14 protein-coding genes and 1 tRNA gene are annotated in these 22,226 nt (G+C 53.5%); 7 read left to right on the top strand and 8 right to left on the bottom strand.

Going from position 1 to position 22,226, the window contains the following annotated elements:
* Positions 1-933, bottom strand: a 933-nt coding sequence (locus LQZ19_RS07765; RefSeq protein ID WP_411047098.1) for a hypothetical protein, incomplete at its 3' end; no start/stop codon positions are given.
* Positions 934-939: 6 nt separating this feature from the next.
* On the bottom strand, positions 940-3,381 hold the full coding sequence (locus tag LQZ19_RS07760; RefSeq protein WP_411047097.1) for a fibronectin type III domain-containing protein: 2,442 nt from the start codon (positions 3,379-3,381) through the stop codon (positions 940-942).
* Positions 3,382-3,859: 478 nt separating this feature from the next.
* Here LQZ19_RS07760 and hrpB point away from each other — a divergent pair, with 478 nt between their 5' ends.
* Entirely contained in the window at positions 3,860-6,391 is a 2,532-nt protein-coding gene (gene hrpB, locus LQZ19_RS07755) for an ATP-dependent helicase HrpB (RefSeq protein WP_411047096.1), read from the top strand.
* A 3-nt stretch (positions 6,392-6,394) separates the two neighbouring features.
* Positions 6,395-6,538, top strand: a complete 144-nt coding sequence (locus tag LQZ19_RS07750; RefSeq protein ID WP_411047095.1) for a hypothetical protein — start codon at positions 6,395-6,397, stop codon at positions 6,536-6,538.
* 216 nt (positions 6,539-6,754) lie between these two features.
* Here the strand turns inward: LQZ19_RS07750 and LQZ19_RS07745 are convergent.
* From LQZ19_RS07745 to tmk, 3 genes are all read right to left on the bottom strand, one after another.
* Positions 6,755-6,839 (bottom strand) — tRNA-Ser (locus LQZ19_RS07745).
* Between the two features lie 62 nt (positions 6,840-6,901).
* Positions 6,902-7,498, bottom strand: coding sequence for a hypothetical protein (locus LQZ19_RS07740; protein ID WP_411047101.1), 597 nt, complete (start codon positions 7,496-7,498; stop codon positions 6,902-6,904).
* A gap of 38 nt (positions 7,499-7,536) precedes the next feature.
* Complete coding sequence (gene tmk, locus LQZ19_RS07735; RefSeq protein WP_411047094.1) at positions 7,537-8,190, bottom strand: dTMP kinase; 654 nt, start codon at positions 8,188-8,190, stop codon at positions 7,537-7,539.
* A 107-nt stretch (positions 8,191-8,297) separates the two neighbouring features.
* On the opposite strand from tmk, the gene LQZ19_RS07730 reads away from it, so the two are divergent.
* The 5 genes from LQZ19_RS07730 (at position 8,298) to LQZ19_RS07710 (ending at position 19,703) form a co-directional block, all read left to right on the top strand.
* A complete protein-coding gene (locus LQZ19_RS07730; RefSeq protein WP_411047093.1) occupies positions 8,298-12,767 on the top strand; it encodes a translocation/assembly module TamB domain-containing protein in 4,470 nt (1,489 codons plus the stop codon).
* Positions 12,767-15,283: an outer membrane protein assembly factor BamA gene (gene bamA, locus LQZ19_RS07725; RefSeq protein WP_411047092.1), complete on the top strand. Its 2,517-nt coding sequence runs from the start codon at positions 12,767-12,769 to the stop codon at positions 15,281-15,283. The genes LQZ19_RS07730 and bamA overlap by 1 nt, the downstream gene beginning before the upstream one ends.
* A gap of 12 nt (positions 15,284-15,295) precedes the next feature.
* Positions 15,296-15,841: an OmpH/Skp family outer membrane protein gene (locus LQZ19_RS07720; RefSeq protein ID WP_411047091.1), complete on the top strand. Its 546-nt coding sequence runs from the start codon at positions 15,296-15,298 to the stop codon at positions 15,839-15,841.
* Between the two features lie 42 nt (positions 15,842-15,883).
* Complete coding sequence (gene mutS, locus LQZ19_RS07715; RefSeq protein ID WP_411047100.1) at positions 15,884-18,601, top strand: DNA mismatch repair protein MutS; 2,718 nt, start codon at positions 15,884-15,886, stop codon at positions 18,599-18,601.
* Positions 18,602-18,962: 361 nt separating this feature from the next.
* Complete coding sequence (locus LQZ19_RS07710) at positions 18,963-19,703, top strand: ComFC family protein (protein ID WP_411047090.1); 741 nt, start codon at positions 18,963-18,965, stop codon at positions 19,701-19,703.
* 4 nt (positions 19,704-19,707) lie between these two features.
* Here the strand turns inward: LQZ19_RS07710 and pdxY are convergent, their stop codons facing one another.
* From pdxY to LQZ19_RS07695, 3 genes are read right to left on the bottom strand one after another with little or no spacing between them, the layout of a single operon-like run.
* A complete protein-coding gene (gene pdxY, locus LQZ19_RS07705; RefSeq protein WP_411047089.1) occupies positions 19,708-20,562 on the bottom strand; it encodes a pyridoxal kinase PdxY in 855 nt (284 codons plus the stop codon).
* Between the two features lie 43 nt (positions 20,563-20,605).
* Entirely contained in the window at positions 20,606-21,532 is a 927-nt protein-coding gene (locus LQZ19_RS07700; RefSeq protein WP_411047088.1) for a transcriptional regulator, read from the bottom strand.
* The gene (locus tag LQZ19_RS07695) at positions 21,529-22,176 is read right to left on the bottom strand and encodes a metallophosphoesterase (RefSeq protein WP_411047087.1); all 648 of its coding nucleotides are present in this window, start codon (positions 22,174-22,176) and stop codon (positions 21,529-21,531) included. Before LQZ19_RS07695 ends, LQZ19_RS07700 begins: the two co-directional genes overlap by 4 nt.
* Positions 22,177-22,226: the final 50 nt, after the last annotated feature.

Raw genomic sequence — 22,226 nt, 5'->3', positions numbered from 1 at the left:
GTCCTCAACGGCGCTGACCGCCAGGGGGATGCTGAAATTGCCGGCATCATAGGCGGCTTCGGTAAAGGCTTCCACGGTGCGGGAAGTGGGGGTTACCACCATGCCGGTATCGACGGTCCCAAACACCGGGACGCGGGCGCTGAAATCCGCCTCGGCAAAGGGATGGATGGCCGCGGTGGTCTGGCCGTTGTAGATATGGAAGGCCGTGGCCCACCGGGCGGCGCGGTTCTGGCTGTTCACCAGTTCCACCACCAGGGAGTACGAGCCCGGCGGAAGGTCCGGAACCGTTCCCGCCGCCAGGCCGTCATCTATACCCGTCAAATCTACCGGATTATCGGGGATATCGAGATCCGCGCCGTCCATGGTTTTGATCGTCAGTGTTTTGGCAGTATAGGTTCCTTCGGGAGCGGTAAAGGAATAGCCCAGGGCCCCCGCCTTTTCGGTGGCAGACTGGCCCGCCCAGTTCATGCTGATGTCGATGCTTACCGGCGTAACCGCGCCGGGCCCGACCGTTATTTCCGCCGAGGAGCCCCGGCCGGAGAGTACCTTGCCTCCGGTATAGGCACTCGCCGTGATGACCCACGTCCCTTGCAGCAGCTCCACGGTAGTTACGGCGGTCCAGGGTACGGGGCTGGGGTTATAGGCCGGGGCATCGAGGCCGGAGATATCGGGGCCGATGTACGTAAAGGTGAGTTCGTAGGAGGTAAAGCTGCTGGGGAACAGGGTCCGGGCGGACAGGGCGGCCTCAGGCTCCGCGCCGTCTTCAAGGGCCACGCTGATAAGGGCCCGGCCGTATCCTGCGGGGACCGGCGCTTCCGCGGGGGCGTGCTGCTCCGGGGTAAAGGGAGTGGAGCAGGAGCTGAGCACGGCGAGGGTCATCAGGGCTGCGCTGAATAGAGCTGATAGGCCGGTCTTTCTTTGTATGTGTTTCATGTTTCCTTACTCCGTTATGGTAAATACCGCAACCAGGGAATACACTCGTCCCCCGCTTTTCGCCATCACCGTCAGCGTATAGTCCCGCACAAAGTAATTCTGCGCATTTACGGTGAAGGTGGAGCTTTTATCCGTGCCGTCGACGGGATTGCCGTCCACCAGCCACTGTATAGAGGATGCGTCATCATAGCCGCTCACGGTATACATCCGGGAACCGTTTTTCTTAAAGGAAAGGCTTACCGAGGTTTCCGGGGACGGGGAAAGGCTTATCTTCTCCCCCGGGCCGTTTACGGTAAAAGAACCGCCGGAGGGGAGGATTTCGGTTTCCACCGTCGTTGAAATCCCGGTGGACTGGTTCCCCGCACGGTCAACCGCATAGGCCCGCACCATATAGCCCTGGCTGTCCGAAACAACCCCGGTAATTCGGTAGACTTGCTGTCCCCGGCTTACCCGCTGGGTTCCCGCAATGGCCCCCCCGTTGATGCCCCATTCCAGGAGTATCTCCTGCAAATCCGCATCCACCGGATCGGTCCAGCTTACCGCGATTTCCCTGGTGCCTTTGTCATAAGAAGTGGTAACCGTATGCGGCGGGCTGGGGGCCGTACGATCCGGGTAGACGGTCACCGAGGCTCCGTCGGATTCTTTCAGGTTATTGGCGGTCTTTACGGTTATCGTATAGGCCGCGCGGTCAGCCGCCGCTATGCCGGATATGTCATAGCTCTGAGTCGTGCCGCTTAACCCTACGGTGGCTGAACCGTTGTCAGTACCGGTCCAGCTAATCACTATTTTTTCCGCTTCATCGTCCCCCTCGGGGTTATTCCAGGAAAGGATTATGCTATTGGAATCGTAGTGTCCCTGCAGATTACTCACCGGGTTGGGGATTGTAGTGTCCGCATGAAAGGAGAACGCAACCGGGCTGCGGTTCCCGCCCTTGTCTACGGCGGTAAGGGTAAAGTTATAAAGCCCGGGAGCCATAACGGCCAGGACTGCCCGCTGTTCCCCCGCATTCGCTTTTGCTGTACCCCCGGCCCAACTGATATCAATATGATCCAAATCCGCATTGGCGGGGTCCGTCCAGGACAGGGTGATGGTCCCGGCAGCCCGGTTATAGGCGCCCCCCATCCCGGTTACCGGTTCCGGGGGCAGGTCCAGCAGGGCTTCCACATACAGGCCCCGGGTGTTGGCATCCACATAGCTGTACCCGATCCCGAAGGAATCCCGGGGCTGTATGTAAAACCGAATGACCCCTTCCTTGACGGTCTGTACCGTGTGGGCGATAACAAAAGGCGTCTTTAGGAATTCCTGCGCGTACTTCAAGGCCAGGGGGGAATCGGCGTTCCGCAAATTCTCGTTGGGGTAGGCCGGGGAAGGCAGAATCTCGGCAGTCACCGCACGGCCTGCAATATCCATAACCCGTTCCTCGGTGATGGTTATTTCCTTTATCATTGCCGAGGTTTTATAGGCGTCAAAAAGCAGGTACACGGTCCGCTTGCCCGTTTCATCGCTTTTTAGGGCATATTCCGCCGGCCAGGTCCGCCCGGCGCTGTTATAGCTAATAGTTCTCCCGGGGAAAAAGACATTACCCTCCGCAAGACCCAGGGCTCCCTTGATAAGGTTGGTATCAACCACCGGGAAGTTCAGGTCCGGGCCGTCCGCAGCCCCGTAGCTCAAGGCCCGGCTTTCCACCATGTACAAGGGATAGTCCCTGCTGCGTATGCCCGTACCCAGTTCTAAGGTAATATTGTAATTGGAAAGGGAGAAGCCGTTCCGCACCGGCTCCAGGCGTATCCAGAGCCCCGCCGGGTCCTTTTGCAGATCGTACTGGTCCGTCAAATCCCGGACCGTCGGGTTCATCCCCTGGTCCGCCTTCCCGGTAATGGCGATGGTCCCCTGGGGCTTGGCCGTATTCAGGAAGGAGAGGCTTTCCGGATCAATCGGCGTGTTAAACCATATCTCCACGGGGTAGTTGGTGGGCAGCCGCTGAAAGGTGGCGTTGGGCAGGTTATGGTCCGTTACCGTAGGCAAGGCCGCGCAAAAGGGGGTAATGGTTATTTCTTCGTTAATAAGGATCTTCACTTCAACTTCGGTCCCCGAAGCGTTAAGGCTTTTAAACTGCACCTCGGTTCCTAAGGGCACGCCCGGAGCGGCGGCCCTATAGGCCCGCCATTCCACAAAGCCGAACCCGGGGTTTACGGTAAAAGAAGCGTTAAAAGGAACTTCCAGCTTGGGCCGGTTCTCCGGCAGAGTAATGAGCCCCGCCGGGGGATTAGCCGTTCCCGAACCGGGAACCAGTTCCATGCGCACCGTAAGGTGGGGCGCCTTGGCCAGCCATACCTCGTATTCCGCCCCAGAACGGGCGTCCTTTTCGGGGGCATTGAGAAAAAGGTCGCAACCGGCAAGCATGAGGGTGGCTCCGCAGATCAGGGCAAAAAAGCGCACTGTTTTCATGAGAAAACTCCTTAATACGAAACAGCATGAAGCTGTGGTTTTGAGTAGTATGGGAAATATTAGAGTAAACCTAGCGGAATGGGGGGGGGGGGTAAAAGCGTAGTATATATCATAGTATTCTCCCTAGCCGGATAGTAAATAAACCCTTGAAACAAGCGCAGCCCGTGCAGCCGCTCAAAAAATGGGAAAATAACCGGAATTGAGTATACAGACTATCGGACATATATCTTCGCCACTTACCCTTGTGTAGGACTAGTATATCACTAATGTGACTATTTTCCACCTTTTTTAACAGAAATTTACCGATTTTCATAAAATTCGCCCGGGAATTCCCTTTTAGGGTAACCCAAGGGCGCCGGGTCCGTAATCCCGGTCTTTTCAACCGTGGCCATACCCCCTGGCAACGCTAAGTTTTATGGTATAATGATTTAGATCAGTGATTCGACCGGGTGCCGGTGGTATATGGGGTGTCTGCATTATGACCAGTCCGCTTATGCAAAAACTTATTGGTACTAAACTTCCTTTGGCGGATCGTTTGCAGGATATCTGCGCTGCTGTTGCGGAAGGGGGGGCGCTGGTTATACGGTCCGATCCGGGGAGCGGGAAGTCTACGCTGGTTCCGCTGGCTTTGATGGAGAGCTTGGGGGAGGGGAGGATACTTGTGCTGGAACCGCGGCGGGCGGCGGTTTTGGGGATCGCCGGGCGTATGGCGGAGCTTGCCGGGGAAGCTGTTGGAGGGGTGGTGGGGTATGGGGTGCGGCTTTTGCGGCAGGTTTCGGCGCGTACACGGATTGAGGTGATTACCGAGGGGCTCCTGGTGCGGCGGCTGCAGAATGACCCGGAACTGAGGGGTGTGTCTGCCGTTATCTTTGACGAATTTCATGAACGTAGTGTTCATACCGACCTTTCCCTGGCCATGGTGATGGACCTGCGGCGTATGGGATCGGCTGTTAATATCGTTGTTATGTCCGCAACCATGGACGCCGATGCTGTTGGGGCCTTTATCAATGCGCCGGTTATCGACTGTCCGGGCCGTGTCTTTCCGGTGGATATTTCGTACCGGCCCCTTGCGAATCCTCTGCCGGGGGGTAAACCACTGGGAAAGGCTGTGGGAGAGGCGCTGGGAAGTATGCTGAATAACCCGGGAAATTCCGGCGGCAGGGAAGGGGATATACTGGTTTTTCTGCCCGGGAGACGGGAAATCGATGATGCCCGTTCTGCGTTAAACAGCGCCGGGCTTGATCATGATTTTGATATATTTTCACTGCACGGTTCCATGCCCCTGGATAAACAGCGGGAGATTCTTTCGGCAAACAGTAATACTAAGCGCCGTATCATCCTTTCTACCAATGTTGCGGAAACGGGGCTTACAATCCCGGGGATCACCATGGTGGTGGATTCCGGTTTTGCCAGGCTGGAACGTTACCATATCCCCAGCGGAATGAACCGGCTGAGCATGGAAGCTATCAGCCGTCAGAGCGCGGAACAGCGGGCGGGCAGGGCGGGGCGGCTTATGCGCGGGCGCTGTGTAAGGCTTTGGGCGGAAAACGATGTCCGCCCGGCGGAAACGGAAAGCGAGATCCGGCGTACCGATTTGTCATCCCTGGTTTTGGACTGTCTCTTATGGGGCATCAAAAACCGGGAGGATCTTCCCTGGCTGGAAGCCCCTCCCGCTGCTTCCTGGGACCGGGCATTAGAACTTCTTAAAGAGCTGGATGCGATTGATACCGAAGGGCGTCCTACCGGTATAGGCAGGGTCATGGCGGGTCTTGGCCTTGAACCGCGGCTTGCGAGGCTTTGTATCGCCGGCAAGGAACGGCGGCTTGCGCCTCTTGGCTGTGCCGCCGCAGCAATACTGTCGGACCGTGATGGTTCCGGCGTTGGTCAAGATCCGGATTTCAGACTGCGTCTTTCAATCCTGCGTTGCAAAATGCGCGGAAAGATCAGGCCGGAAAATGAAGCCTGGGTTAAGCGTAGCGCCCAAACTGCGGCGGACCTTCTTAAACGGCTGGGGCAGGCGGATGAAAAATTATCATGGACCATGGAAGCGGAAGCCGGTGTGGGAGAGCTTTTGGGAGCAGCTTTTCCCGACCGTATTGCCCGCCGCCTGGATGAGACCGGAGCAAACAAACGGGGCGGCATCGAAGGGGTTTTTCGTTTCAGCTCCGGCCGGGAAGGACGGCTTCCGGGACCGATCGCCGCTTCGGAGTGGATCGCCGCAGCGGAGGTGGATGCCGGAGAGCGGATGGGCTTTATACGGCTTGCCGCGCCGGTTTCGGAAGAAACTGCCCTTACACTATTGGAGAGGCAAATACGCGAAGAAAGCCGCATTGAGTGGAAGGGTCTTAACCCCCGGAGCATCGCAGTAAAGCTGGCGGGCCGGATACCCCTTTTGGAAGAACGCCGCCGCAGCCTCCGTGAAGAAATTATCCCGGTCCTGCCGGATTTACTCCAAGATACCGGTATTACCATCCTCCCCTGGGATGACGAAGCAGGACATCCCCGCCGTCTTCTGGATCGGATACGTTTTTTCAACAGTAATCATGCTCATGGGAGCACCGATGCAGCATGGACCGATGCGGCCCTTATCAACGATGCGGCTCAATGGCTGGGTCCTTTTGTCTGGGACGGGGCGGAAAGCGGAAGCGGGCCAATCATCAGCGGGAAAGGTCTGGCGGACGCCCTTGCCGCAAGGCTCGGCTGGGAAACAAAAAAAGAACTGGACCGGCTGGCGCCTGAATACTTTACTCCCCCTAAGGGCCGCCGCCGTCACATTGATTACAGTACCGGGGAACCGGTTTTACGGCTCCGCCTCCAGGATGCATTCGGCATAGGGGAAGTAAAGATACTATCCGTACCGATTGTGTTTCATTTATTATCCCCGGCGGACCGCCCAATCCAGGTTACCCGGGACCTGCCGGGCTTCTGGAAGGGATCATACGCGGATGTACGGAAAGAAATGCGCGGCCGCTATCCAAAACACTTTTGGCCTGAAGTTCCAAATAATTAGAAATTGGGAAGAGTAATAAACCGCGAAGTCGAAAAAGGCGAAGAAGTCGAAGAAGAAATGAAAAAATGGGGATCCTTATCCTCTGCCTTATTCGACTTCTTCGACCTTGCGGTTAGAAATTTCTTCGTGATAGGTAATCATGATTGATTTGTGGGTCAAGTTTAGTTGTAGACAAGGTTCCTACGGAGCAGGGGGGATTCGGTCTCCGGTCGCAAACTTCCTGTTTGCTCCCTCCGACCCGCATACGTCCCCTGCCGGCGGCATCCTGCCGCCTTTTCCTCCCTCCGGTCGGCGGGGACTCCTGTTCGAATCCCCTCTTATTTGATTAAATTTGTTCAACAAAAAAAACGGAATTATAGTCTACGGAGCAGGGGGGATTCGAACCCCCGGTACCTTACGGCACAACGGTTTTCAAGACCGCCTCCTTCAACCACTCGGACACCGCTCCAGAATAGTGTTAAAAGGTAGCGAAAAATCGGGGTTTTGTCAATATCACGTATCCTGGGCTTATTAGTACGTATTCTCGTCCATGGCTTGGAACTTTTCCCGAACCTGTTGCAGCAAGCTCAGCTCCCGGGTAATAATCTTCTCGTAATCAAGCCTTCCATCTTCTACCCGTCCGGCCTCATCCTCCCAGAACTGCACCCGGGGCAGGTTGATGAAGCGGAAGCGGCGATCCTGGGCTTTTTCCGCCCAGTCCCGGGCAGCTTGCCAGTAGTAGAGGGCGGTGCGGTAACAGGTTTCGGCGGTTTCAAGGCTCTCCAGGTTTTGTTCCTTCCAGGGGGCGTTGTAGAAATAGGCGTTCCGTTTATTCCACTTGTTTCCCAGATACAGGTACTGCTCTATCAGTTTGAGGTGGGCGTGCATCATAAAGAGGTAACGGTACTTTTCCCACTGGGTCTCGTTTTCTATCAGGGCCATGGCGAAGAGGGGATTGGCAAAATCCGCCTTGATGGCCTGTTCCAGCCAGTAGATGTTTTCCATGGTATCATCGGGGTTCTGTATATAATGCAGGTGATAGAGCCGGTAGAACTGCTCCTTGTACTGCACGTAATAGGCTTCCAGGGGGAGGGGATTTAGGGTTGTCAGTAGGACGATGCCGAGCATCAGAAATTTGATATGCCGCAAATTCCATTCTCCGAATTTCAGATTTCTCCTTTAAGTATCGGCAGTTTTTCAAGCTCCCTCCAAACATCTGCAGCCACTTTTTCCGGGCTTTGGGAGGCGTCGATGGTCACCGTCCGTACCCCTTCGCCGGCATACCATGGCAGCAATTCCCGGTAGCGCTGGCGGACCTCTACCTGGAAGTCCCGGTATTCGAAGATTTCCCTTTCCGGGCGGTTTTCCAGCCGTTTTGCCGCAATATCCGGGTCCAGATCAAAGAAAAAAAGCAGCCCCGGGCCCGGAAAGTCCCGGTTTAAAAGCATGGGCAGTTCCGTTTTACAGGTGATGCCCTGATACACCAGAGAGGACAGAACATAACGGTCACAGACCACCAACTCCCCTTGCTCACAATGTTCGGCGATACCCCCCGGTCCGTAGAGGTGTTCCTGGCGGTCCTCGGAAAAAAGCCGGGCCAGGGTTTCCGGCTGAAGGGGGAGTTTTCCCCCCAGGGCTTGGCGGATGAGCTTACCCAGCGGGCCATCCGTTGGCTCCACCGTACTGTGGAGCTTACAGCGAAGTTCCCCGCCCGAGGTCGGCGGGGCAGCGGTAAAACGGCGGCGGAGAAAATCCATTTGGGTGGAAGTTCCGCTGCCATCCCCTCCCTCAAGGACTACAAAATTTGGTATTATGTTCATTATGCTATATGGTATACCATAGAGGCTTATCTGACAATTCGGTCGATACTGATAATGAGGTACTATAATTGAATGCAACATTGGGATGATTATCACAGGGGTGACTTGTGAATACTCCCGTAACAACAGAAGCCGATAAACACAGAAACAAATCGGTTTACCGTTTGGTTCGTTTCGGCATAGAACTTCTCATTTTTCTCGCCCTGGTGGTGGTAAGTACCCTTTTACTCAGGCCCCTTCAGTTGGAAATACAGGCCAGGATGAACGGGCTTCGGAACGATCTGTTGTCCAAGGCGGAACTCTTCCTGGACCGGCGGATCGAATATGCCTCCATGGGCCCCTCCATATTCGGATCACTGGATATACGGAATATCCGGATATACGCCGCGGGTGCCGAACCGGTGATGACCATAGACCGTTTCCGTCTAACCTATTCCTTCTGGGATCTGGTCCGGGGGCAGATCCCCGGCTCGATCCGTTCTATCCGTATCGATAGGCCGGTGATAACCCTGGATTTTAAGCGGGATGCGGATCTAAAAGACCGTTTTTCCTCCCAAACCGGAACTGATTCCCGGAAAGATACGGTGCGGCGGATTTCCTCCCTGATACCGGAAGATCTGCTGCTCCGGGTACGGGGGGCTGAATTCCGGGTTCTGACCGGAGTGAATACGGTCCATGTGGAGGGGCTCAATTTTGATACCCGGGCGGAGGCCGGACGCTTCCTGTTTTCCGGCAAGTGGTCTGCCCAGGCTGAACTGGTTGGGTTTTTAAACCAATCCTTCGCTACCGCCATGTCCGGCCGGATTGATGGGGAACTGTCCCGGGATCTGAACAACGGCAGTATTAATCTCCGTATTCCCACTCTTTCGGGGGATTTCTTTGTTTTTAGAACCATGACGGTAAACCTGACCCTTACGGAAAAGGAGCTGGAAATACGGAAGATCAACGATCGCTTGCCGGTTGATTTTTCCCTGAACTATGCATTTGATAAGCGGCGTATGGGTATTAGCTTCCGGGCGGAAGATTTTACACCCAGGGACTTTCTTACCTTCACCGGCAATTGGCGGAAGTACAACTCCTACCTGAATGTGCGCAGTACCGGTTTTGCTTCCATAAGCCATTCCCCGGACGGGGACGTTTCCTACGAGATCGATCTATCCGGCTCTTTGCAGCCGAATGAGACGGTGGGACCAATTTCCTACGCCGTTGCCGGTAAGGGGGATGAAAAATATTTTGGATTTACCCGCTGCGATTTCAGACTTCCCCAGGGAGAGTTGGCTTATTCCGGCGGACTGGGCCTGGAACCCGTGGCGCCAAGCGGGATTTTTCATGTAAAGAATTTTTCCTTTACCGGAGATGGGGGAATCAACGGCGATTTCGCTATAAGCAGTTCCGGACGGACCGTGAACCTTTTCGGAGAAGGCATATCCCTGGGTGAGGTGGAGTTCTCTGTCCTGGACGGTGATATTGTCCGGGAGGATGAAGGTTTTTCCTTTAGCCTTTCAGCGCTGCGCTTCCGCAATATAGAATCCTATGAGGATGTAAAGCTCTCTACCCTGTCCCTGGAAGGTTCCTATGACCGGGATCCCGCGCATCTTCAGGGAAGCCTTGCCCTGGATTCCTTCGCCGTATCGGATATGATGGATATGATTCGGCCCTTAAGGGAGCTCGCTTCGGTTCCGGAAATAGCCAAGGGTATTACAGAAGATGTGTTGATCACCACCGAGGTATTTGTTACTACCGACTTCGAGCATATTCTCTACAATGCCCCCCGGCTGGTAGTGGCATATTCGGGGAAACAGAACATCCTAACCCTGGTATCCGTATCCGGAACGGACCGGCGTTTTGAATTAAGCGAAGGGCAGATTGTCTGGGCCGAAGGGGGCGCCGAAGCTGCGGGGTATGCCGATTTTTCAAACCCCGATGATATTACCTTTTCCTTCCAGACATCCTATAAGGATATGTTCTATTTCATGGATGGGGAATTCCTGGATAGACGTTCCCTTAGTATCCATGGTTCCTATGGGTTCCAGGTATATGTTTCCACCACCGATTACGGGGGATATTCCGGATATATAGAAGCCTCCTCATTTCCGATCCCCATGGATGAACAGTTTGCCCGCTTAAGTTTTCTCATGTCAGTACGTTTCGACGATTCCGATTACTGGTCCGTTACGGTGGACCATTTTAATGTGCAGGACCTGATTACCCCGGTGTCGGCAATTACATCCCTAGGCATTTCCGGGGAACTTAATCAGGATGGGCTGCGATTCAGGCGTATCCTCTTTGATGACGGCCGGGGACCTCTGACGGGCAGGGCTACCGCTTCCTGGGGACAGAATTTTTCCAATCCTTCCGGGGAGCTTATTATCCGGAATCAGGAGGAGGTGGAAATTGCCCGTATAGACGCGTCTTACCGCGGAGAGGCGGTGGATATCAATTTCTCCGGAACTAATGTCCAACTGGCCCGCTTTCTAAGGAATTCCCGTAATACGCTTCTGTCGGGGAAAGTGGAAATTCACTGGAGATCCCTGGATTCCTATTCTGCCAATATTGATCTGAGCGAACTGAGCGCCAGGATAGGGGATAATGATATTACCCTTGCGGGGTCCGCCATGATAGACCAGGATACGATCTCCCTCCAGGAATTTCGTATGCACTATAACACCCTGGAGGGGGACTTTGATCAGCTCCGTATAGACCGGCGGAATGCCCATGCAACGGCTGCAGCCCGTATCGGGGGAATCTTTATGGGCCGGAACATGGATATGGTCTTTAATACGGAGCTGAATTTTGCCCCTATCAATTCCTGGTTTAACCTGCCCAAGGCTATGGAGAGCTTCGAGGGCGCCCTCTTTGTGCAGAATGTCCATTTAGATGCCATACGGTCCCGGCAGCCCTTTAATTTTATATTTTCCCGCAATCATACCCAACTGTCCCTTTCCGGCGGCCCCGGGGATATGCTCCGGCTCCAGGTTTCCGATCGGGGGGCCTTTTACGCCGCTTTTTCGAGCCCCGCCCCGTTTAGGGGTTCCGTGGTGGGTACCATTACCGGTAATACCATTGATGCCCAGACATCAAATCTGTATGTGGACATGGCTTCGCTCTGGCGCTTTATCCCGGGGAAGGAAGTTATCAATGTACCCGGGGGCTTCGCCGAGGCGTCGGTGGAGATTCGGGGCAGCCTGGGAGACCCGGAATTTTTTGGAACCATCCGGGCAAACAGCCTGCGCCTCCAGGTTCCCCAGTTTATACGGGAAGACATAGAGCCGGTACCAACGACCATAACCCTGGAGGGTAACGAAATGAGTTTTGGCCCTATCCCTGCCCGGGTTGGCTCCGGTTCCGGCATGGCTTCCGGATGGTTCCGTTTTGACCGGTGGGTGCCGAGTATTTTTACCCTGGATATCCGGGTCCCGGATGAAACAGCCATCCCCTTCGGCGTGGATATTGCGGGAATCCAGGCGGACGGCGATGTATCAGGCCATCTCGTTTTGTCTATGGAAGAAATGATTTTTAAGGTTTCCGGGGATTTAACGGGCAACAATGCGGAAATAAACCTGGATACCCAACAGATTTCTGCGCTCTCTATGGAAACCGCCGAAGGAACCATGCCCGTGTCAAGAACGTCGGTGGTGACCGATCTCCGCATTATCACCGGTTCTAAAGTTGAATTTGTGTATCCCTCCCGGGAATTCCCCGTGATTCGGGCAAATACCGGAGCAGGAACGGGAATTCGGATTACCACCGATACCGGATCGGGACGCTTTACCGTAGAAGGGGATGTCGCCGTCCGGAGCGGAGAAATATTCTATTTCCAGCGGAGTTTTTACATTCAGGAAGGAATTCTATCTTTCAATGAAAGCGATATACAGTTTGATCCTCAAATTTCCGCCCGCGCGGAAGCCCGGGACCGTACCGATGAGGGGGCGGTAACCATTTCCATGATCGTAGACAGTTCTCCGCTCCGATCCTTCATTCCCCGGTTTGAGTCTAACCCCCCTCTTTCACAGTTTGAAATTTTTTCGCTTTTAGGGCAGAATGTGACCGGGGCTTCTTCGGAGGACTCCAGTGATTCAATTAGGAGTATGGTATTGGCGAGCGGAGACTTTCTGGCGCAGTTTTATCTGGTCCGGCGTTTAGAGCGGGCGGTCCGGGATGTCCTGGGCATGGATATGTTCTCGGTCCGTACCCAGATCCTGCAAAATGCCATATTTCAGGCTACGGGACTGCAGGAACCGGTTGACAGGATTAGCAGTGTCGGTAACTATTTTGATAATACGACTGTTTTCTTAGGTAAGTACTTTGGGCCTGATGTTTTTGGCCAGGCAATGTTATCATTCCGGTATGACGAAAACAGGACTAGCTTTGGGGATTTTTCCCGGGACGGTTTCAACCTCGGGGCGGGGGTATCCCTGGAGGCGGATATTGGACTTGAAATTCGCGGTCCGCTGTTTGATATTCAGTTTAATGTTGCCCCCCGGCATATGGACCCGAGGATTGTCGAAGATTTTTCTCTCACTTTGTCATGGAAACGATCGATTAGAAATTTGAGTGATTTATGGAAGGAGCCTTGATGCGCATTGGTGTTGCATGTACGTTGATTTTATTTTTTGGGTTTGCGGCCTTTGCGCAGGAGACCCCCGGTGATACCGGAGGCGGAAGCTCCCGTGAATGGTACCAGGGGAAACCTATAAAGGATGTTATTTTCGATGGGCTGCGTTATGTCAGTTCTTCGGAAATGGACGGAATTGTGGCGCCCTTTATCGGCCAAGCCTTTAATGATGATATTTTTTGGGAAATCCACGGGCGGATGTATGCCCTGGAATACTTTGAATCAATTACTCCCAGCGCGGTTCCTGCCGATGCCGATGGGAACGCGGTTATAATCCGGTTCAGGGTGGTCGAACGTCCGACGGTCTCCCGTATTACCTTTGTGGGTAACGATAAGATACACCGGGGAGATCTGCTGGATATAGTTTCCCTCAAGGTAAACGATGTTGCTAACCAGGCTAAACTGCGGCTTGATGAGACGGCGGTGATCAATAAATATCTGGAAAAGGGGTTCCCCGATGTACGGGTCAGCTCCGAAATCCGGCCGGGCAGGGACGGTACTGTCCAGCTTAGCTTCTTTATTAACGAAGGAGAAAAGTTAACCATCGATGAAATACTGTTTGAGGGGAACAACATCTTTTCAAGCAGGGCTCTTCGGGGCCAGATCTCCTTAAAGCCCAAGGGCGCCATTGGGATTATCAATGACGGCGCCTTCCAGGAAGCAAAGCTTAGCGCAGATACAGCGGCCATTACCCAGTATTACCGGGATCGGGGTTATATTGACGCCGAGGTTACCGACGTATTTAGGGAAAAAAAGCGGGATGCGAAGGGTAACAATAACCTCACCATCACCTTTAAAATATATGAAGGGAGGATCTACACCTTTGGCGGCATCAGCTTCCAGGGGAACGAGATCTTTACCGTTGAGCAGCTATCCGCCCTTGTACGTTCCAAGGTCGGGGAAACCGTTAATGCACGGCGGGTAGAGGCGGATCTTCAGCGGGTAATGGGCCTTTACGCCGAGAACGGGTATATCTTTAACTCCATAATTCCCAATGAAAACCGGGATAATGTTACGGGAGTCCTGTCCTTCAATATTTCCATTGTGGAACGGGGAAGGGCTCATATTGAGCATATTATTGTCCGGGGAAATGAAAAAACCAAGGAACGTGTATTGCTTAGGGAAATTCCCCTGGAAAGCGGAGATGTGTTTTCCCGAACTAAATTGCTGGATGGTCATCGTAATCTTATGAATTTACAGTACTTCTCCAGCGTTATCCCCGATATGGTCCCGGGAAGCAGTGACAGCCTGATGGATCTGGTATTTACCGTGGAAGAGCAGCCTACTACGGATATCCAGTTTGGCTTAACCTTTTCCGGTTCTTCCGACCCCGATGCTTTCCCTGTTTCGGGTTTAATCAAATGGAACGATCGTAACTTTCTGGGTTATGGTAATGTAGCCGGGATAGAACTTAATGCCTCGCCGGATACACAGAGCGCGTCCCTGGAATATACCCAACGATGGATCTTCGGGCTGCCCCTGTCCGGGGGTTTTGATTTTACGGTACGTCATACGACGCGCCAGGCGGCTATGGATAACGAGGCCCCCTACTTCAACGGGGATGAGACCTGGGCCTATCCGGATGGTTTTGATTCCTATGACGATTATGTCAGCGACAGTAAATACCCGCCAGCGGTTTATCTTATGGATTATAACCAGTGGGGACTTTCTCTGGGATTCACCACGGGGTATCGCTTTGTCACCGCCCTGGGAAATCTTGGGATTGCCGGAGGTATCCGGACGGGATTGGTAGAGAATATTTATGACGCCGATATTTTCCGTCCCTTTGACCCGTTCCTGCGGAAGGGGAACAACGATTGGACACCCACCACTTCAATCTGGACCAGCCTTTCCCTGGATCAGCGGGATATCTATTACGATCCTTCCAATGGGTACTATCTCTTCCAGCGCTTTGGTTTCTATGGCCTCTTACCCAGAGATATTGAACGGGAGCATTATATAAAGTCCGATTCCAAGGCGGAATATTTCTTTACCCTCCTTAACCTGCCTATAACGGATAACTATAGTTTTAAGACTGTTTTTAGTATTCATACCGGGTTATCCATGATTCTGCGGCAGCCGAATTATTCAACCGCGGAGATTGATGATGCGAATAAGCTGGTCGTTGATGGTATGTTTATTGGCCGTGGTTGGACCGGTGAACGGCTCAACCGGGGTTTGGCGCTCTGGGAGAATTGGGCGGAGATCCGTATGCCCATTGTACCGGGTATCCTTGCCATTGACTGGTTCTTTGACGCTGCGGCGGTTAAGCCGACCCTGGATAGCTTTTTTAATGAGTTCAAAATGGAAGATATGCGTTTCAGTCTTGGGGGCGGACTCCGGTTTGCCATACCCCAATTTCCCTTCCGGTTTATTTTTGCCAAACGCTTCGTAGTTAATGATGGAGAAGTTAAGTGGCAAAAGGGTAACATGGGGGATCTTGATTTTATAATATCCTTTGCGCTGTCAACGTATTAAGACGAGGACGTGATGATGAAAAGATGTGGAATAATCGCCGTTATGTTTTTAGCCGCCATGATGTCGCCTGGGCTGACGTCCATAACGGCACAGCAGCTAACCCGGTTTGCGGTGGTGGATCTTTCCCGGGTATACACCCAGTTTTTCCGGGAATCCCGGGCGGTTCGGGAATGGGAAGAGCGGAGCGCCAGGGTTCAAACCGAGGTGGACCGGATGACTGCGGAAATTCAGACCCTCCACAGTTCTCTTGTGGATGCGGAGGCCCGGGGGGATGAGGAACGGGCATTACGGCTTCAGAATGAGGTATACCGGAAACAGGATTTTCTCCGGGATTATTACCAGGTTAAGAAAACCGAACTGGAGGATCAGATGAAAAAGCTATCCCAGTCCGGGAGCTTTCTGGAACAGGTCCGGGACGAGATCCGCTTTATCGCCGAAAGCGAAGGGTATAGTATGGTATTAAACCAAAGGGAAAATACGGGTATACTTTGGTTCAGTCCGACCGTGGATATAACAGAAAAACTTATTACCAACCTACGAACTAAGGCCGGCAGATAGTTAAAAACCCATAAGGGGGAATTCTCTGTGGAATCGAGCCCGATGCTGGATCAATACCGGCGGATAAAACGGGATCATCAGGGGGATGTGCTTTTTTTTCGCCTGGGTGATTTCTATGAAATGTTTTCAGATGATGCTCTGGAAGTGTCCGCTCTTCTAAACCTCACCCTTACCAGCCGCAACGGGCTTCCTATGTGCGGGATCCCCTATCATGCGGCCCGTTCGTATATTGCCCGCCTGCTAAAACTGGGGAAAAGAATCGCCATCTGCGAGCAGCTTTCCGAACCTACAAAGGGCCGTGGTATCGTAGAACGGAAGGTGGTGGAGGTTATCACCCCGGGAACCACGGTGGACGAAGATTTCCTGGACAAGGGCAGTTCCAATTACCTGGGCGCCCTGAGCGTATATGCGGGAAACTCCGTTCCAAGTAACGCCAGGCTGATTTCCTTTGCCTATATCGATCTTTCCACCGGGGAATTTTATGCCACATCCTTCGCCTACGGTGATGCGGCACAGCGGGTTCGGGGGGAGCTGGAGCGGCTCCAGATCCGGGAATTGATAGTCCAGGAATCCCTCCTGGAAGAACTCGGCGAAATTGCCGCCGCTGTTTTGGACCGGCCTAGTCTGGTGGTGAACCGCTGGGCGGACTGGCTCTTCGATCTAAGCCGCAGCCGGGAACGGCTGGAACGGCAGTTCGGTACCGCAAGCCTCCGGGGCTTCGGCCTGGAGGATAAGTCCCCGGAGATCCTCTCCGCCGGAGCTGTTCTGGATTACCTGGACGATACCGCCCGTAGCCTTATCCCCCATGTCCGGTCCCTCAGCCTCTATGGGGATACGGAATTCGTGGGCATCGATGAATCTTCCCAGCGGAATCTGGAACTGGTCCGTAACCTCCGGGATGGTGAAGGCCGCTTCTCCCTTCTGGAAGTGATGGACGAAACCAAAACCGCCATGGGCCGCCGGCTTTTAAAGCGGCGTATCCTCCACCCCCTGCGTGACATTGACCGGATTAACAAACGGCTTGATATGGTGGAAGCCTTTTACCATGGCCAGGGCCAGCTTACGGGGATCAGGGAAATTCTGGGGAAAACCCCCGACCTGGAACGGCTCTGTTCCCGGCTTGCCATGGATAGGGCCCACGGCAAGGATATGCTTGCGGTCAAAAATTCCCTTAATGCCTACGACGCTGTCCATGGGATAAGCGGGGAACTGGGCTGTGTCTTTGAAACCGAGGCTGCCAGGTCTCTGGACAATGCTTCCCCGGACGGGGATGCTCTGACCCGGCTCCTGGAACTCCGGAACCTGCTGGAACAGGGGCTTTGCGAAGACCCTTCCATCCTGCTCACCGAGGGAAACCTGATCCGGGATGGGTATGACAAGCATCTGGACGAGCTCCGCAAGCTGCGGGATAACGGCCGTTTCCTCCTGGAGGAGTATCTTGAGGAGGAGCGTGAAGCCACGGGCATTAGCAGCCTGAAGATTCGGTACAACCGGCTAATCGGGTATTTCTTCGAAGTTACAAAACTGCACCTTCCAAAGGTACCGGCCCATTTTATCCGCCGCCAGGGCATAGTCCAGGGAGAGCGTTTTACCACAGACCGGCTTGCCGCCCTGGAATCGGACATCAACGGCGCCTCGGATAGGGTGGTGGACCTGGAAAAAAAGCTTTTCCTGGAAATCCGGGATAAGGCTAAGGCCCTTATTCCGGAACTATCCGCCGCAGCCGCCAGGATCGCCGAGCTGGATAACGCCCAGTCCCTGGCCAGGGCCGCCACAGTCCGGGGCTGGATACGTCCGGCGGTGGACGCTGAAAACCGCCTGGAGATCCGCGAAGGCCGTCACCCGGTGGTGGAAGCCCATCTGCCCGGCGGAGAATTTATCCCCAACGATGTGTTCCTGGAAGAGGGCGGGGTGCTCTTCGCCCTTATCACGGGCCCCAATATGGCCGGCAAGTCCACCTATCTCCGCCAGGCGGCGCTGATCACCATCATGGCCCAGGCGGGAAGCTTTGTCCCCGCAGCATCCGCAAAAATCGGCGTTACAGACCGGATCTACTGCCGGGTGGGTGCATCGGACAACCTGGCCCGGGGGGAAAGTACCTTCCTGGTGGAGATGAACGAGACCGCCCATATCCTCAACACCGCCTCAGAAAAGAGCCTGGTGATCATGGACGAGGTAGGCCGGGGTACGGGAACCAATGACGGCCTTTCCATCGCCTGGGCGGTGAGCGAGGAACTTCTGAACCGTATCAAATGCCGTACCCTCTTTGCCACCCACTACCACGAACTTTCCATGCTGGCCCATCCGGGCCTGGCAAACCGTTCTATGGAAGTCCTGGACAGGGGCGGAGAAATAGTATTTCTGCGGAAGCTCAAGGAAGGCCCCGCGGCGGAATCCTACGGCCTCCACGTGGCCCGTCTGGCGGGCCTCAGCGAAGGGGTTCTTCGGCGGGCAGCGGAGATTATGGAGCGGATAAGGGAGGGCGAAGAGATTCTCCACAAGGCCCTTCCCGAAACGGCGCCTCCGGTAACAGCCCCTGCGGGTACACCGGCCGGCCCGGTTATAACGAATACCCGGGTCCGGCGCATCGCCGAAGATATCGCCGCCCTGGACTTAAACCGCATAACCCCCCTGGAAGCCCTGAACCGTATCCACGCCTGGAAAGCCCTCTTCGACGGAAAGGACCATCCAAAATCCCCCGGCAAACCCCTCCAGCATCATCCGCCAAACTCCGGGCCGACGCTGTTTGATGATGAATAAATGATAAAAAATCATCCATGGTAAAGTAATTTTTTACATGAACCTGTATCTTTTTCTGGGATAAATGCCGTCCTGATAAAGTAAAATTCCGCATGAACCCGTAGCTCTTTTTGGGGGATAAATTCATAGAAATTTTAATTTCATGTAGCTTATATAAAGTTACGAATATGTAAGAATTTAACACAGAGTTCACAGAGGGAAGAACGCAGAGGCCACAGAGGAGGAAATTAATAACCCCTTTTCTTCCTCTGTGATCTCTGTGTTCTTCCCTCTGCGATCTCTGTGGTTTTTCTTAAAAATTTGCCTCTGCCGAATAATTCTATGCATTTATCCTGGAGGATAAACCCCAAAGGAGATAGCTATGACTAAAGACCTCATTCACCAAGCCGCCCGGATGGCTGCCTATATCCGGGAATATCTGTTCCCCGCGGACTGTCCCATCTGCGGCGGGGAACTTTTGGACATCGACGAGTCCTGGTACGGTTTGTGCCGCCCCTGTATGACGGGACTTTTCCCGGGGGATGAAAAGCGCTGCTCCTCCTGCGGCCGGCCCCTTATCTCGGAGCAGGGGCAATGTCTGCAATGCCGGGAAAGGGAGGCGGAACCCGAAGGGGCTCATACCTTTGACGGCGTCTTCAGCATTTTTCCTTATATCGGCAAATACCGGAAACTTTTGACCGCCTATAAATTCGGTAGGCAGTTGTCAATCGGTAATTTTCTTGCGGAACGGATCATGGAAGGGATGGAACGGCTTCCCCTTACAGCGTCAGAAAGGGTTCTTGTCCCCGTTCCGCCCCGCCCGGGAAAGGTACGCAAAGCAGGATGGGATCAGGTGGCCTATTTGGGGGCCAGGCTCAGGAAGATGGACTTGAAGGTGTATCCCTGCCTAAAGCGTCTCCCCTCGAAAAGTCAGAAAGAGCTGAACAAGGCAAACCGGAAAACAAACCTTAAGGGAAAAATCCTCTGTACCAAACCGGTAAGCGGGGAACTAATCCTCTTTGACGATGTGATCACCACCGGGGCTACCCTTGATGCCTGCGCCGCCGCTTTAAAGGAGGCCGGAGCAGAAAAGGTGTACGGGATATGTCTGTTTTACGACTGATCTCCTACAGTTTCTCCGCCTTAAAAGTATTACTGGGATTTACCAGTTCCGCTTGGGCTTTGATTATTTGCAATTCCCGGCTCTTCGCCTTGTAGGTAGCATCCATGATGCCGAAGATGGAGGCTGCGGTCAGTTCCAGGGTATCCCGGACATTACCGGTTTCCAGGTACCGCGACAGGAAAATGGCTGTGGTCACGTCTCCGGAGCCTGCCATCCCGGCGCCCATGGGGAGTTCCGGGGTGCGGACACGGTAGATCGAACTGCCGTCGGAGGCCAGCATGTCGATGTGGTTTTCAACGCCCCCATTTTCCCGGTAACTGGTTACCAGTACCACCTTGGGGCCCACAGCGTGGAGCTGGTCTATGGCTTTCCGTACGTCGACCAGGCCTGAGGTGTCCAGCCCCGTGAGCGCCTCCAGCTCAAACTGGTTGGGGGTGATGATGTCCGCCCGGGGAATTACTTCGTTTTTAAACATATCCGGGATATCCGGGTGGACATAGAATCCGCGGCCCAGATCCCCCATTACGGGATCGCAGCAGTAGATAGCCCTTGGGGAGACCGCCTTGACCTTTTGGACGGCGCCGATTACCGCATGACCAACCCCGGCGTCTCCCATATAGCCCGAAAGAACCGCCTCGCAGTTCCCCAGGACACCACGGTCTTCAATGCCCGCCACCAGCTCTTCCGCCAAACTTACATCAAGGACCTTGCCGCGCCAGGCCCCGTAACCTGTGTGGTTAGAAAATTCAACGGTGTTTACCGCCCAGACCTCCCGGCCCAGACGCTGGAGAGGGAAAACAGCCGCGGTATTACCCGCATACCCGTACGCTACATGAGATTGAATTGACAGAATAGCCATAATCTACGTTCCTTTTATAAAACAATGAACCAGCGAATAATCCTTACTGCTCATGCGATCGCTTGAACATGCGGTCAATCAGGTATGCAATAAAGGTGAAGGGTCCTTTTTTGACGGTACCGTATTTTTGGGAAAAATCCCTGGCCGCCTCGGATACGGAAAAACTCACGCCGTATTTTTTTTTGAGAAAATCCCAATGTTTTACGATCCAGACATAGAGATCGCTGGGGGTTCTCCCGGGAAAATTTAAGTAGAGACGCTCTTCCCGGATAATCTCCACAATCGGCAGATAAACATTATTATACCAGGAAACCAGGGCCTCTGAAAAGGGTATTTCCCCGGACACCTTCTGATTCATATAATACTTATGTACCAGGATGTGGTTATAAACCACGTCATACCGTCCGGTGGCGCTGAAATCAAGATCCTTACAAGCGGTGAGTTCCCCAAAATTTGTTTTTTCATAAAAAAGTTTTTTCTCATAACCGATCAGGGCTATGCGGAGTTCATCCTTGGTCATGGAAGGATTAATGGTGATTTCGCTGGAAAGGCTGGTAACCTCCGCATCAATAATCTCCATCCCCTGGGTTCGCGCTACGGATACCCGGTGGTTGCCGTCCCGTACAAAGTACACTCCACCGATTTCGTATAGCTGTATAGGGGGTAGGATAATATCCTTAAGCCGGGCCATGTCCACCCGCTCCCACCGTGACCGGAGATGTTCCGCCCGGGGGAGAAAGTATTTGTTAAAATCCCGGTACCGCCCTTCGCTTCCCACGATAAGATCGATGGGTATAGCCTGCATACCCCGATAGGTTTCATTTCTAGGCCGAAGGATCTCCTTAACATCATTAAAGGACAGGAGATTATCCCTATCTACATTCATAAAGTGCTGTATACGGGAGAGTAGAGCCTTCCCCCGGGCCTTAGAAAAGTCTTCCGCCGCTTGCAGATGGTGGCTGCTGCTCATAGTTTGTTTTCCCCTGTATCAATGATGTAATGGCTATAGGCGTTGATCACCTGGGTTTTATTATACCCCGTGGTACGCACCGCGGATAAATCGTACAAATGAATGTGTCCATGGACAAGATATTTCGGTTTAAATACCCGCATGAACCATAGAAAGGCTTTGAATCCCCGGTGGCAGGGATCATCCCGATCATGGATGTCCATTGGGGAGGCATGGGTCAGGAGCACATCCAGAAAACGCCCCCGGAAAAGACGGTTAAAAAGCATAGCCGGGATCAACTTGAATATTTCCATGTACATTTGAAAATTGGTGAACTGATTTTCTCCCCGGTTGTACCGCATGGAGCCCCCCAATCCGGCAACGATCATTCCCTCTTCAATGACTATCCGGGAACCGATATGGGTAGCCCCAAAACCGCGGCCGGCCGGGAGATTCATCTCCTTATTAAAAAAATTCAAATCCTCCAGGTTATGATTTCCGAATACAAAAAGAAGAGGCCTATTCAGGCTGGAAATTATAAAATCCAGGTAATCCATGGGCAAATCCCCCGCAGAGAGGACCATATCAACATCTTTGAAACGTTCCTTGATGGCGGATGAATAGACCAGAGGATCAATTTGGTCGGAAATACAGAGGATTTTCATAATCGCCCTTCAATTTTGCACAGAGGACTTTCTTGCAAAATGCCGATAAT

The organism is Treponema primitia, from assembly GCF_046533075.1.
Taxonomy (GTDB): Bacteria; Spirochaetota; Spirochaetia; order Treponematales; family Breznakiellaceae; genus Termitinema; species Termitinema primitia_B.
Note: the sequence above shows the minus strand (reverse complement) of the source record. Positions and strands in the feature narration are given on the sequence as shown.